Annotated in this window: 6 protein-coding genes; 4 read left to right on the top strand and 2 right to left on the bottom strand. The window is 35.2% G+C overall.

What is annotated here, in order from left to right; all coding sequences use genetic code 11:
* Positions 1–400: 400 nt before the first annotated feature.
* A complete protein-coding gene (locus ACUXVC_RS26920; protein ID WP_144465591.1) occupies positions 401–10,081 on the bottom strand; it encodes a SpaA isopeptide-forming pilin-related protein in 9,681 nt (3,226 codons plus the stop codon).
* Positions 10,082–10,860: 779 nt separating this feature from the next.
* Positions 10,861–11,655 carry a type I methionyl aminopeptidase gene (gene map / locus ACUXVC_RS26915; RefSeq protein WP_100910518.1) on the bottom strand — a complete coding sequence of 265 codons (795 nt, stop codon included), beginning with the start codon at positions 11,653–11,655 and terminating at the stop codon, positions 10,861–10,863.
* Between the two features lie 157 nt (positions 11,656–11,812).
* Here map and ACUXVC_RS26910 point away from each other — a divergent pair, with 157 nt between their 5' ends.
* The 4 genes from ACUXVC_RS26910 to ACUXVC_RS26895 are packed head-to-tail and all read left to right on the top strand — an operon-like array spanning position 11,813 to position 15,176.
* Complete coding sequence (locus ACUXVC_RS26910) at positions 11,813–12,715, top strand: ABC transporter ATP-binding protein (protein ID WP_144465592.1); 903 nt, start codon at positions 11,813–11,815, stop codon at positions 12,713–12,715.
* Positions 12,712–13,446: an ABC transporter permease gene (locus ACUXVC_RS26905; RefSeq protein WP_001202428.1), complete on the top strand. Its 735-nt coding sequence runs from the start codon at positions 12,712–12,714 to the stop codon at positions 13,444–13,446. Before ACUXVC_RS26910 ends, ACUXVC_RS26905 begins: the two co-directional genes overlap by 4 nt.
* The gene (locus tag ACUXVC_RS26900) at positions 13,447–14,577 is read left to right on the top strand and encodes a sensor histidine kinase (protein WP_063549175.1); all 1,131 of its coding nucleotides are present in this window, start codon (positions 13,447–13,449) and stop codon (positions 14,575–14,577) included. It abuts the gene before it with no gap.
* Positions 14,574–15,176: a response regulator transcription factor gene (locus ACUXVC_RS26895; protein ID WP_053563301.1), complete on the top strand. Its 603-nt coding sequence runs from the start codon at positions 14,574–14,576 to the stop codon at positions 15,174–15,176. Before ACUXVC_RS26900 ends, ACUXVC_RS26895 begins: the two co-directional genes overlap by 4 nt.
* The last annotated feature ends 36 nt before the right edge of the window (positions 15,177–15,212 follow it).

The following is a 15,212-nucleotide window of genomic DNA, read 5'->3' as shown; positions in this document are numbered from 1 at the left end:
TATTCTGACATTGAGAAATAAAAACAATATATGCATATTTGCATATTTTTGAGGAAGATATGTATGCTATCATTTTAAACGAAGGTTCGCTTTCTATTCTGAAAGCTCCTACATTGCATGAATCTAGTGTACCCAAACTTTAGATTATGTAGAGAAATGGAACCACTGTAGGGTTTCATTTCTCATGTTTGAATCAGTTGATGGTAATTATGTTTCCGCATTTCATAATTATTATCAGTGATATATGTAAGGCATCCATATGAAAATAAGAGGCTGTTCAAAGGTTTTCCGTACTTTTGGGCAGCCTCACCCCGTTAAAAGGACGATACTTTATGTATCGTCCTTTTTGTATAAAAAAACATCCAATCAATTGAGAGATTGATTGGATGTAAAAACATTATTAATAATGTTTTTTGCGTTTTGTAGCTAAAATACTTAATAATCCAGCTAGTAGAAGGACGATACCTACTGTTTGTGTAGGGTCTTCTTTATGACCTGTATTTGGAAGGTGTTTATCCGTATTTCGATCATCTTGCTGTTTGTTATCTGTTTCATTTGATGTTTCTTCGGAAGTTCCGTTTTTGTGTTTCTCAGATGTTTCATTGCCTTTGTTTTCTTCTTTATTTGGAGGAGTAACTGGCTTGTCATCTCCACCTGACGAAGATTCAATCTTTTTATTTGAAACTGTAATTTGTAGTGGTGTAGCTTGGGCTTTATCAATTGTAAAGTTTATTGGTGATGCATCTAATTGATAGCCTTTAGGAGCCTGTGTTTCTACTAATTGATAATTACCAGGTTTCAAATCATTTACGATTACTTTTCCGTGTTGGTCTGTTTTTAAACCTTCTCGGATGATTTTTCCATCTTGGTCTAAAATATTGAAAATGGCACCTTCAAGTGTTCCATGGTGATCAATATCAACTTTAGTTAACTCAATTGAACCTGTTGTTAAACTATTTAAAGCTGTAACAGAGGTAATCTGAGATTGTCCTTTCGTAATTGTGAAAGGAATTGGTTTAATGTTTAAATCATAGCCAGTTGGAGCTTTCGTTTCAATGAACTGATAATCTCCTGGACGTAAATCAGAAACAGAAATCTTCCCATCTTTATCAGTAGTTAAATCAGAATGAACATCTTTACCGTTCATATCTACAATTTTAAAGATAGCCCCTGCAAGAGTAGTACCATCGATGTCATCAACTTTAGTTAATTCAACTGCGCCTTTAGTTAAGCTGTTAGTAGCAGTAACAGAAGCTTTAGCAGTTTGACTCTTTTCAATAGTAAACTTGATAGGATTTTGATTTAAGTCATAATGCTTAGGAGCTTTCGTTTCAATGAACTGATAATCTCCCGGACGTAAATCAGAAACAGAAATCTTCCCATCTTTATCGGTAGTTAAATCAGAACGAACATCCTTGCCGTCCATATCTACAATTTTAAAGATTGCTCCTTCAAGAGTAGTACCATCGATGTCATCAACTTTAGTTAATTCAACTGCGCCTTTAGTTAAGCTATTCGTAGCAGTAACAGAGGCGATTTTTTCTTGGCCTTTTTTAACTGTGAACTTAATAGGTGTTTTGTTTAAGTCATAGTGTTCAGGAGCTTTTGTTTCGATAAACTCATAGTCTCCTGGCGGTAATTCATCCACAACTAAACGGCCGTTTTTATCAGTAGTTAAATCGGTACGAACATCGTGTCCATCCTTATTAACAATTTTAAATACTGCACCTTCAAGTGTTGTGTTTTGCTTGGCATCATCAACTTTAATTAACTCAACACTACCTTTCGTTAAGCTATTAATAGCTGTAACAGAAGCGTGAGTTAGTTGACTTCTTTCGATTGTGAACTTAATTGGTTCTTCATTTAAGTCGTAATGTTTAGGAGCTTTTGTTTCAATAAATTGATAGTCTCCTGGTTGTAAGTCTTTAGCGATGATTTTTCCGTCTTTATTGGTAACTAAATTCGTACGAATGTCGTTACCGTTCAGATCAGTAATTTTAAATACCGCACCTTCTAGCATTTCTTTCTTATCTATAGAGTCAACTTTCGTTAATTCCACGCCACCTTTTGTTAGGCCATTCTTAGCAGTAACAGAAGCGTGAGTTAGTTGACTTCTTTCGATAGTGAAGCTAATAGGTGTTTTATTTAAATCGTAATGCTTAGGAGCTTTCGTTTCAATGAATTGATAGTCTCCTGGGCGTAAGTTCGTAGCAGTAATCTTACCATCTTTATCAGTAGTTAAATCAGTGCGAACAATTTTACCTTTCGCATCGATGATGTTAAACACTGCATCAGAAAGTTTTGTATCTGGATTTATATCATCCACTTTTACTAATTCTACAGCACCCTCAGTTAAGCTATTTGTAGCAGTAACTTGGAGCTTTTCTTTTTGGCTTTTCTTAATTGTAAACTTAATAGGTGTACTATCTAATTTATAGTGTTCAGGAGCTTTCGTTTCAACAAACTGATAGTCCCCAGGACGTAAATCAGAAACAGAAATTTTTCCATGTACATCTGTTGTAAGCTCAGTACGAATCTCGTTACCATTCAGATCAGTAATTTTAAATACCGCATCTTTAAGAGCAGTACCATCTACATCATCCACTTTAGAAAGTTCCACAGCGCCTTTCGTTAAGCTATTTGTAGCTGTAACGGAGATAGGATCAGCTTGGCTCTTTGTAATTGTGAATGGAATTGGCTCTTTGTTTAAATCGTAGTGTTTCGGAGCCGTTGTCTCGATGAATTGATAATCACCAGGACGTAGGTCAGAAACGCTAATTTTACCTTGTTGATTCGTAACAAGATTTTTGCGAATTACAGTACCATTCATATCCACAATTTTAAATACTGCGCCTTCAAGAGTAGTGCCATCGACGTCATCCACTTTAGAAAGTTCCACGCCGCCTTTTGTTAAACTATTTTTCATAGTAACGGTAGCAATATCTTTTTGGCTTTTTTCAATTGTAAATATAATTGGTTTTTTGTCTAAATCATAGTGTTCAGGAGCCGTTATTTCAACGAATTGATACGTACCAGGACGTAAGTTTTCGATAACGATTTTACCTTCACTGTTTGTTTTTAAATCTGTTTTAAGTACTTTGCCATCTTGATCCAGTAAATTAAATACCGCATCAGCAAGTTTTGTTTGAGTGTTTAAATCATCAACTTTAAGTAATTCGATACTACCTTGTTTTAAGCTATTTGTAGCAGTTAAAGAAATAGCTTTCTTCTGTCCTTTTTCAATAGTGAATTTGATTGGTGTTTCATCTAAAACGTAATGCTTAGGAGCTTTCGTTTCGATAAATTGGTAATCACCAGGACGTAGGTCATTAATTTCGATTATTCCTTGTTCATTTGTAACAAGGTCTTTATGAACTACATCACCGTTCATATTAACAATTTTAAATACTGCATCTTTAAGAACAGTGCCATCAACATCGTCTACTTTAGAAAGTTTAACTGCACCCTTTGTTAAAGCATTTGTAGCAGTGATATGAAGAGTTTCAGTTTGGCTCTTTTTAATTGTAAATACGATAGGTTTTTTATCTAAATCGTAATGTTCAGGAGCAATTGTTTCAACGAATTGATACGTACCAGGACGTAGGTTTTCAACAACAATTTTACCTTCATCATTTGTTTTTAGGCCTTCTTTAACTAGCTCTCCGTCTGCATCTAATAAATTAAATACGGCGTTAGCAAGTTTTGTAGTTATATCAATATCGTCAATCTTTGTTAGTTCAACGCTACCTTTTTTCAAAGCATTTTTGCCTGTAACATTGATCTCTTTCGTTTGACTTCTTTCAATTGTAAATGGAATCGTTGTTTCATCTAATACATAGTGCTCAGGAGCTTTTGTTTCAATGAACTGATAGTCTCCAGGGCGTAAATCAGAAACAGAAATTTTACCGTGTTTATCTGTAACAAGATTCGTATGAACTTCCTTACCATTCATATCAACAATCTTAAAGATTGCACCTTCGAGCATCGTACGATCGATGTCATCAATTTTTGTTAATGTTACTGCACCTTTCTTTAAACTGTTAGTAGCAGTAACAGTAATATTCTCTTTTTGACTTTTTTCGATAGTGAACGGAATAGGGTCTTTGCTTAAGGTATAGTCTTTTGGAGCTTTTACTTCAATAAATTGATAGTCTCCAGGACGTAAATTAGAAGCAGAAATTTTACCGTTTTTATCAGTTGTTAAACCTTTGCGAATTACCTTTTTAGTATCATGAGCGTCAACGATTATAAATTCTGCACCTTCAAGAGTAGTGCCATCAACATCATCAACTTTTGTTAAAGTGACGCCACCTGTAAGTAAACTATTTTTTACAGTAACAGGGATAGGAAGATCTTCCTTACTACCTTTTTTAATTGTGAACTTAATAGGTGTTTTGTCTAATTTATAATGTTCAGGGGCTTTTGTTTCGATAAATTGATAATCCCCTGGTGCTAAATCAGGAATAACTAATACTCCGTAATCATCTGTTGTTAAATCTTTCATAATTTCTTTGCCAGTTGCATCTTGCAATGTGAATACAGCGCCGGCAAGAGCTTTACTACTTTCCACATCATCTTCTTTAATAAGTTTAACTTTTCCTTTCGTTAAACTATTTTTAAATGTAAGTGGAAGGAGTTTTTGTTGTCCTTTTTCGATTGTAAATTCAATTGGTTCTACATTTACATCGTAATAAGTTGGAGCCTTTGTTTCGATAAGCTTATAGTTACCAGGACGTAAGTCATCTACAACTAGCATTCCTTTACTATTCGTAACAAGGTCCGTACGAACATCTTCATTAGTATCTCTATTAACGATTTTAAATACTGCACCTTCAAGTGTTTCCTTTTCATCTGCAGCATTCACTTTTGTTAACTCAATACCGCCTTTTGTTAAGCTGTTTTTAGCGGTAACAGTAGCCTGAGTTGTTTGACTTTCTGTAATCGTAAATTTAATTGGTTTTGTATTTTTGTCGTAATACTTCGGTGCTGTTACTTCGATAAATTTATAATCGCCAGGGCGTAAGCCAGTAGCGATAGCTTTACCATCCGCACCAGTTTTTACATTTTCGCGAATAACTTTCTTTTCATCATTTGCATCAACAATTTTAAATACAGCGCCTTCAAGAGCTGTACCATCGATATCATCAACTTTTGTTAATTCAACATCTCCTGGTTTTAAAGCATTTTCAGCTTTCACAAGTAGAGTTTCTTTCTGACTTCTATCGATTGTAAATTCAATAGGTTCTGCTCGTAAAACGTAATGTTCAGGAGCAGCTATTTCAATAAATTTATACGTACCAGGACGTAGGTTACTAACTTTAACTTTACCGTGTTTATCAGTAGTTAAGTTAGTGTGAGGGGAAACGTCATTATTATTTGTATCGACAAGTTTGAATACTGCACCTTCTAGTGGTTTTTTCTCACCAAACTCATCAACTTTTAATAATTCAACCTCGCCCGTTTTTAAGCTATTATTTGCCGTAACAGTAGCAAGAGCTTGTTGGCTTTTATCAATTGTAAACTCGATAGGGTTTGTACTTAATGTATAATCCTTAGGAGCTTCTGTTTCGATAAATTTATAAGCACCAGGCTCTAAATCTTTAACGGTAACTTTTCCATCTGAACCTGTTTTTATATTTTCACGAATTACTTGTTTCTCGTCATTCGCATCGACAATTTTAAATACAGCACCTTCAAGGGCAGTGCCATCGACATCATCGACTTTCGTTAAAGTGACACCACCTTTAATGAGGTGATTTGTCGCTTTAACAGTAAGTGCTTTCTGTTGGCTCTTTTCAATTGTAAATTTAAGTGGTTTTTTATCTATTTCATAATGTTCAGGAGCTTTCTCTTCAACAAATTGGTACTCTCCAGGAAGTAAATTTTTCGCTTCGATTTGTCCGTTACCATTTGTCGTTAATTTGGTATAACCAGGAATTCTTTTGTTATTTCGGTCCCGTACACTAAATACTGCACCTTCTAAAGTATTACCCTCTTTATCAACTTTTGTTAGGATAACTGAGCCTCTAATCAAGTTGTTTTGGGCCTCTTTATTAATTACTGTTGTTTGATCTTCCTCGATTGTAAATTCAATAAGTCGATCATCTAATTGATAATGTTCAGGAGCCTTTATTTCTTTTAAGTAGTAAGTTCCTGGTTTTAAATTATCTACAGTAATTTGTCCTTTATCATTTGTTATTAATTCTTTATGTTCAGGAATGACATTATGGTTTTGATCAAGCAGAGAGAAAACTGCATTTTTAAGCTTTTCTTTGTTATGAGCATCAGTCTTTGTAAGTACTACTTTTCCAACAAATTTCTCGTTTTTAAGAGTATATGTTGTAGTTTCTTCTGCACCAAGCTTAACAAGTTTACCTGCTTTTAATTCTTTACTAATGACATATCCATCAAGAGTTTTCATTTCTCTAAGCAGATATTCATCGCGTTTTAAGTTGTTAAACTGAGCGATACCATTGTCGTCTGTTGTAATTGTTCGAATAGCAGTTGTACCTGTGCGATCGAATAAAGTAAATACTACGCCAGATAAAATTTTATTTGGATCTGCATTATCTACTTTTTTAATTTGAAGGTTTCCGCGTCCCTTAGTAGCAGAACCGCCTCCAGATCCAGAAGATACTTTAACTACTATTTCTTCAATTTTTTCAGTTTCTGTTAATTTTAAACTATTACCAGTAATCTTCGCTTTATTGCTTACTTTTTCATTATTGTCTGCATTAATGAGTGAACGGTATTCTAAAATATAAGCTCGATCAATAGTATGAAGAAATTCAATTGTAAATTGTTGTTTCCCCGTATTGTTGTCTGTTGTTATTTTGAGTTTATAGTCTTTTCCTTCTTTTAATTCGTTTGTTGTATCTTTCGTTAAAGTGCCATCCACGGCTACTGTTGTCCCATATAGGTGGAATGACTTTTCATCGAGAATTTGATTGTCTGTCGGATCGTCTGTTACGACAGCATTTTCAATCGTTGATTGACTTGCATTAATAGAAACGCTCCAATCAATGTACTTGTCATTTTGTTTTGCTTTTTTCGTAACGCCGCTACCACCATTTTTGATCTCGAATGCACCATGAATATTGGCGATAGTTTCCGATCCATCTTTTAATTTGGCGTAATTATCATAGCGCTTATTAATTTCTTCACCTGCAAGTGAAGTTTTAAAGCTGATATGGTACGCTGTTTTAATTTCATTTTTAAAATGAATCGTTAATGTATTTTTATTATCTTTCGTTGCATTTTCTACCGTATATTCGTCAGGGGAAACAAGTGCCCCTAATTTATAACCGTCTGCACCACCAGTTAATTCCATATGATGAATCTCAATGGAGTCTGGTATAAGTTTTTGATTGTTTTCTAGTACGTCAACGATAGAAGGGTCTTTAATAGTCCTGTTATTATAGTTAAACCCTATGTCCCATTTGATTTCTTTCGTTTGGGCATTGTAAGAACCGTATTTAAATCCGTTTCCTTTTGTATAGCCGTCAGGATTGAATCTATCATGAGATTTACTATTTTTATCGTTCCCATTTATATCTTTCCATGATAACTCAGCTGTATTTTTGAATGATTTATTATCATCCTTTTTAGATAGAGTCTCGTAATTAAAGTCTGTTGTGTACGTGATGGTTAAAGTTTTATCCATATTAGACTTATAACTACCAGCTAGTGTTACTTTGAATCCGTCAGCTGTTACATCAAGTGTGTAATCAGAGTCTAATTTCAGTTCAGTTGATCCATCAGTAATTTTGAAACTATCTTTTTGTAATGTAAGTCCACTATAGTCAAACGTATCAGTGATAACAGCATCATTTAACACGTAATTGTTATCATTTACAATAATTGTCCATTTCGTTGTTTTCTTATTGTAATCTGTATCGTTTGCATTTTTATTATGTTTCTTTATGATGTTTTGTTGTTGTAATGTAACTTTGTTTGTTTTACTCCATTTTCCATCTGCAATAATTGTATTTTCGATTTCGCCATCTTGTATAACATCATTCTTGGCTTTCGATGTATAAGTAATCACATAGGCACTATTAATATCTTCATTAAATTGTAAATCAAATCCCTCATCGGTTTCTTTTACAGTAAAGTTTGTGGCGTTGTCACCTGTAACAAGTTTTCCGTTATTATCATAAGAAGCATTTTTAACCACGATAGAACTTGCATCAACTTTATGAGATTTGTCCAAGATGTCTTTTAAAAGCGCATCAGATTGTTTAATATCTCTTTGATCACCGTTGAAAGTAATTGTCCATTCAATTGTTTGTGTTTTTGGATTATATTTACTAGTTTTCTCTAGATGTGTACCGCGTGAAACAGTTACAGTTGCATTTGCGGATACATCTCCTTGATTCTTGCTGGATACTTTTGCTTCATTTTTGAAACTAGTAACACTTTCGTCAGTAATTTTTGTCGCATATTCAATTTGATATGCTTTTTTCGTTTCATTTTTAAAAGCGATATTTAATTTATCGGAGGATGAAGTGAGTGTATATTCTTCTTTACTAACTTCGGCTCCACGAGTCGTTTTCCCGTTAATATCTACTTCTAACTCATAAACCTTAATAGAATCTTCATTGAGACTGGCTCCATTTGGAATATTGTCTTGGAAGACAGCGTTTGTAAGAATGTCTTTTGTTTTGTTCATTTCGACTGTCCAATTGATTTGATTCGTATTAATCGGTCTATCAGGTATACCTTTTTTATTCATAGATTTCTTTACATTAGGTTTGAAATCAAGCTCGATAATAACGTCTTGTTCTTTAATTGGGAAAGGAATTTTTTGTTCCGTAGTCCCTTTAATTTTTGTTTTATTGAATTCCGTACCAACTTTTAAATGACCATCTATATTAGGATTGTCTTCAACGTACTCGTTAAAAGTCATAGTTACTTTTCCGTTTAAGTCAACAACGAACGTCCCAATTTCATGTCCTGTTCCATCAACTAAAGGCTGTGTAATGGTGTTGTGGACGATAAAATATTCCGGGAGTTGGAAAATATAGTAATCTCCCTTTTTTACTTTTAATGATTCTAAAACTTCCCATGTAAAATCGATATTGGCAGCAGAATCAGGATTTGGACGATTATCTGTATCATTAAATGGTTTTCCGTCTTTATCTGTTAATTTTACGCTTGTTAAAATATTTTCTTTAATTTGCTTAGGTGATGGGTCTGGATTTTCAACAGGTTGCCCTGTTGTGTTATCACCAGGGTTCTCAGTAGGTTGCTGTGTCCCGCCATCTTTTGGCTGTTCCGTAGGCTGCTGAGGATTCCCGTCTTTCGGCTGTTCCGCAGGTTGCTGAGTGTTCCCGTCTTTTGGTTGTTCCGCAGGTTTCTGCTGTGTCTCACCATCTTTTGACTGTTTCGCAGGCTGCTGAGGATTCCCGTCTTTTGGTTGTTCCGCAGGTTTCTGCTGTGTTTCACCATCTTTTGGCTGTTCAGTAGGTTGCTGTGCGTCACCGTTCTTTTGCTCTTCGGTAGTCTGCTTAGCATCATCACTATTAATAGTAGGTGAAGTAGGGTTATCTACTTGAACAGGAACTGAGATAGTCTTAGCTACTGTACCTAGAGGGAAAGTAAGTGGGACGGCTTTTATGCCAGGTTTTAAATCTGGATTGAATACAGTGTCAAATTTAATTTTTCCCTTAACACCTTTTGAATCTTTTACTGAATCGTTAAAGACTATTTTCATTTTGTTATCGTTTGCCGTAACAAAATATTGACCAATAATTTGTTGATCTGCCATCAAGTTTCCTTGTTGGTCATTTTTTACTTTTAATGCGTTAGGTATTTGAAGAACTGTTGCATCTTTTTCTTGTGCAATTTGATGATCTTTTATTGACCAAGCATATTCTAGGTGAATGATTGATCCTGCATTTATTAAGTTTTTAGGATTTAATGCTTCGTCAATAATATGATTCGTTGCATCTTTCATTTCAACAGTGTCAAATAAGGAATCTCCTGTTAAGGTTTCCGCTTTTACTTGATTGTATGGAAAACTAGCAAGTTGCGAAAATAGTACGAATACAATTAAACATACATTGAAAAGTTTTTTCATTTTTCCTCCTCTGAACATTCATTTGTCCATTGGGGACTTATTCCACATGAACAAATGGAATATAAAAAGTATTTTTTATAAGCTATTTACTTTTTGCTATCCCTCCGTTTCTATACGCGTTCTCAGACAAGTAGGATTATGTTCAAAGTAATATTATTTAACGTAAAACAAAATGTATATTTACACAGTTCTGTGGAAATATACACAATTCGACAAAAAATGTCGAAAAAAATACTGATATTAAAGAATGATATCAGACCTTTATATGTGAGATAGTTTTCATGTATATCTAGTAAAAAAGAATGGTTATAAAGGTAAGTTTTACGATACATACTAACCAATGTAGTGTATCCCTTTGTGAAGGCTTATTTTTGCCTTAAAGTTATGTGGAGATAAAAAGCTAGATAGGGTTGGTTTTGGTCAGAATGAAGACAATATGTACTTTGAAAATAGTCATTTATTTTGTCTAAAGAGAGTTGTGCGATTAGTGGACCGAAGTTGAAAGATGATAGTTTCTTACATTGTTAGAGGAATATAAGAATTACAGAATATTCGACTAACACGTTACTACGGTCATTTTTGAGACTGTTTAAACAATAAGAAAGAAGGTGTTTTACTCCTTAGTTACAATATCTTTTTAGTAAAGATAAGCTTAAGTAACCTCCGCTAAAGATTATATACTTAAATGATAAAGAGTTCAACAGTAGTTCACATATTTTCCCAAAAATAAAAACGGCTGTTTTATGTGGAATAAATCTACAAAACAGCCGTTTTTGGTATTAGATTTCTGTTAAAATTATTGGTTCGCCGCGCGTTACGACAACGGTATGTTCACATTGTGCAACAAGACTTTTATCAGGTGTAACGAATGTCCAGCCGTCGTCACCACGTTCAATAATATGATCAGCTTTCATAGAGATGAACGGTTCTACAGCGATAACAAGACCGTCTTTTAGAAGCGCATTATCCATTGGATCATAGTAACTTAAAATGTGATTTGGTGCTTCATGTAAGCTAAGACCAATGCCGTGACCAGTTAAGTTTTGAATAACATTGTATCCACTTTTATGTGCAAAGTTTGAAACAGCACGACCAATTTGATTTTGTTTTGAGCCAGCTCTAACCTTTTTCATTGCTGCCCAAAATGCATCAACCGCTGCTTGGCAAAGCTTTTCTTTTGCTTCGTCTTCTCCAAGAACAAATGAGATACCTGTATCTGCATAATAGCCATCAAGTGCAGCAGATACATCGACGTTTACTAAGTCGCCTTCTTTTAATACGCGATCTCCTGGAATACCATGAGCAACTTCCTCATTTACACTAATGCAAGTTACACCTGGGAAATCATATTCTTTTTCAGGTGCAGAAATAGCACCATGTTCATCTAATACTTTTTTACCGATCAAATCAAGCTCTTTCGTTGTCATACCTGGCTTCGCTTCTTTTTTCATTTCTTCACGTGCAAGCGCAACGATGCGGCCGATTTTTCGTAAGCCTTCTAAATCTTGTTCATTACGAATAATCATGAAAACCACTGTCCTTCCTCGAATATATATCTTAACCGATTGTATCATGTTTATTTTCGTCCTGCTACTCGCTTGCGGTATGCAGCTTGATTCCTCTCATAAAGAATACATGACAATTGTCATATCGATGTCATGACGCATCATACTGTTTCCTAAGTTTTCCAAGTAATACAATGTAAATATAAGAAACAGCGGGGGTGGAGAGATGGAAAAGATTATTGAAGTAAATGGTGTTTCTAAAACATTTAAACATAAAAACGCAGTAAATAATGTTTCATTTCATGTAAATAAAGGGGAAATAGTAGCGTTACTTGGTCCGAATGGTGCGGGGAAAACAACGACGATGTCGATGATGCTTGGATTAAAGGACCCGACAGAAGGTAAGGTCTTTATATTTGGAAAGAGTCCAAAGCATAGAGATGTTCGTAATAGCCTCGGTGCGATGCTGCAAGAAGTAAGTGTCATTGATAGTATTACGGTGGAAGAGGCAATCGAGTTATTCCGTAGTTATTATACGAATCCTATAGCGAAAGAAACGTTACTGCAGTTATCAAATTTAGAATCAGAGCGAAAGCAAAGATGTGAGAAGTTATCAGGTGGGCAAAAAAGAAGGTTGAATTTTGCGCTTGCACTTGCGGGAAATCCAGATTTGTTATTTTTAGATGAGCCGACAGTCGGAATGGATATTACGTCTCGAAGAATGTTTTGGGAAACGATTCGAAAGTTAGCAAGTGAAGGGAAAACAATTATTTTAACGACGCATTATTTAGAAGAAGCAGATGCTTTAGCAAATCGTATCTTATTATTTGCGAACGGAAAGATTATCGCAGATGGTACACCAGACGAAATGAAAGCGACGATTTCGCGAAAAACAATCACATTTTACTCGAAGGAAAGCATTCCTACAAAATTACTAAAGGGATTACCAAATGTAACAGAAGTTAAGTCAAACGAAGGACGCTTCATTTTAACAACAGAGGATACGGATGCAACTTTAAAAGCCATTTATCAAAGGAGTTTACCTGTAACAGATGTTTCAGTTGAACGTGGAAGCCTTGATGAAGCATTTGAACAGTTCGTCGCAAATCAGAAGGGGGAAATCGCATGAGAGCGTTATGGATGCAGTGTAAAATAGAAATTTTACGTACATTTCGCAATAAATTATTTATCTTTTTCTCATTATTAATGCCTGTTATGTTTTACTACATTTTCACAAATGTTGTTCAAGTACCACAAAACGGAGATGCGTGGAAAGCACACTATTTAATTTCGATGGCAACTTTCAGTATTGTAGGGACTGCACTCTTTAGTTTCGGTGTGAGACTTTCTCAGGAAAGAGGGCAAGGATGGACACATCTTTTGAAAATCACACCACTTCCAGAGGGTGCGTATATAACTGCTAAAATTATTGCCCAAACAGTGGTGAATGCTTTTTCAATCTTAGTTATTTTTATAGCAGGGATATTGATTAATCATGTTGAGTTAACAGTAGGGCAATGGATTGGTGCGGGGTTATGGTTATTGTTAGGGGTAACACCATTTTTAGCATTAGGAACAGTAATAGGTTCCATTAAGAAGGCGGACGCAGCTGCTGGCTTAGCAAATATCTTAAATATGAGTTTAGCTATAGTTGGCGGGTTATGGATGCCGATTGAAGTATTCCCCAAAATATTAAGAACGATTGGTGAATGGACACCGACATACCATTTCGGAAGTGGTGCGTGGGATATTGTAGCTGGAAAATCAATTGGATGGGAAAATATCGCGGTATTAGGAGGTTATTTCCTTATATTTGTTGTAGTATCAATATATATAAGAAAAAGACAGGAAGCGGTATAAATGATAGAGAAGAAGAGGATTGAGATTTTTCCGAAACATATGGGATTCTTCCCGTATATGTGGTTTGTTTATCTATTATTTCCAATTTATCACTTAGCGCAGGCATCAGGATGGAAGCTTGTAATAGGAAGCGGTATGTTGATAATTTTTATCGTCACATACCGTCAGCTTTATTTTGTTCAGAGGACGTTTGTTTTTTGGGCGTGTATTCAAATGGTACTCATCTTTTTATTTGCTTTATTTTATAATCCTTTTATGATATTTTTTGGCTTTTTCACAGCAAGTGCGATGGGATTTGCGCCAAATAAGAAAGTATTTCGAGTGCTGTTATGTTCGTTAGTTATCATGCTTGGAGCATTTTTATTTGTAAATATGAATCAACTAACAACTACAAGTTTAGTAAATATCGTTCCAATGTTTATTTTAATGCTTCTTACGCCATTTGGTATGCGCAATTTTAATCAGAAAAAGATGTTAAGAAATCAATTGGATCAGGCGAACGAGCAAATTAAAGACTTAGTAAAACGTGAAGAACGGCAGCGGATTGCAAGAGATCTTCATGACACATTAGGGCATACGTTATCTCTTATTACTTTGAAAAGCCAGCTCGTTGAGAAGTTAATTGTGAAAAATCCAGAGCGTGCAAGTGCGGAAGCGAAGGAAATTACACAAACGTCTCGTACAGCCTTAAAACAGCTGAGAGAATTAATTTCTGATATGCGTATGATTACGGTAGAAGAAGAGCTAGAGCAAATAAAAGCGATCTTACAAGCAGCTAATATTGAATTAGAAGTGAGGCAAGAAGCCAGCTCGAGTTCGTTATCACCAATTGAACAAAATATTGTCGGGATGTGTTTACGTGAGGCTGTTACGAATGTTGTAAAACATAGCAAGGCAACGCGGTGCACAGTTTCTGTATTAGAATCGCAAGGTGAGCTGATTTTGAAAGTAAAAGATAACGGAATCGGTTTAACAGATCAAAATCATGATGGAAATGGTATCCGCGGCATGAAAGAACGAATTGCTCTTATTGATGGATTTGTTGAACTAGGTACAATCAATCCAGGGACGTTGTTAACAGTAAAAGTTCCAGTTGTAATTAGAACAGGAAAAGATGAGGTGAGGGCATGATTCGAATTATTATTGCAGAAGATCAACGGATGCTTCGTGGTGCATTAGGGGCCCTACTTGATCTAGAAGATGATATCGAAGTAATTGGGCAAGCGGCAAACGGGGAAGAGGCGCTAAAATTAATTGAATCGTTAAAACCGGATATAAGTATTATGGATATTGAAATGCCGATTCAAAGTGGATTAGATGTTGCTGAAGCGTTAAAAAAAGAAAAATCATTATGTAAAGTAATGATTTTAACAACATTTGCACGGCCGGGATATTTTGAAAGAGCAATGAAAGCTGGTGTGCACGGCTATTTGTTAAAGGATAGCCCAAGTGAAGATTTAGCAGCAGCAATTCGTAATGTAATGAAGGGGAAACGAGAGGTCTCCCAAGATTTAATGTTCGGCCTATGGCAGGAGCAAAATCCGTTGTCAGATCGCGAAAAGGAAGTATTGTTGCTTGCGAAAGAAGGAAAGACGGCAAACGAAATTGCGAAGGCACTTTATCTTTCACCGGGTACAGTACGTAATTATATTTCTGAAGTATTAACGAAGCTCGATGCGAAAAATAGAATTGAGGCAATTACAATTGCGGAAGAAAAGGGTTGGATATAAAAAGAAGGTTACCTATGAGAGGTGACCTTCTTTTTA

This window comes from Bacillus sp. N6 (assembly GCF_052805735.1).
Note: the sequence above shows the minus strand (reverse complement) of the source record. Positions and strands in the feature narration are given on the sequence as shown.

What these genes read in the sequence shown, in the direction of transcription:
- ACUXVC_RS26920 (WP_144465591.1), bottom strand. Translation starts at nt 10,081, where the DNA reads ATGAAAAAACTTTTCAATGTATGTTTAATTGTATTCGTACTATTTTCG.
- map (WP_100910518.1), bottom strand. Translation starts at nt 11,655, where the DNA reads ATGATACAATCGGTTAAGATATATATTCGAGGAAGGACAGTGGTTTTC.
- ACUXVC_RS26910 (WP_144465592.1), top strand. Translation starts at nt 11,813, where the DNA reads ATGGAAAAGATTATTGAAGTAAATGGTGTTTCTAAAACATTTAAACAT.
- ACUXVC_RS26905 (WP_001202428.1), top strand. Translation starts at nt 12,712, where the DNA reads ATGAGAGCGTTATGGATGCAGTGTAAAATAGAAATTTTACGTACATTT.
- ACUXVC_RS26900 (WP_063549175.1), top strand. Translation starts at nt 13,447, where the DNA reads ATGATAGAGAAGAAGAGGATTGAGATTTTTCCGAAACATATGGGATTC.
- ACUXVC_RS26895 (WP_053563301.1), top strand. Translation starts at nt 14,574, where the DNA reads ATGATTCGAATTATTATTGCAGAAGATCAACGGATGCTTCGTGGTGCA.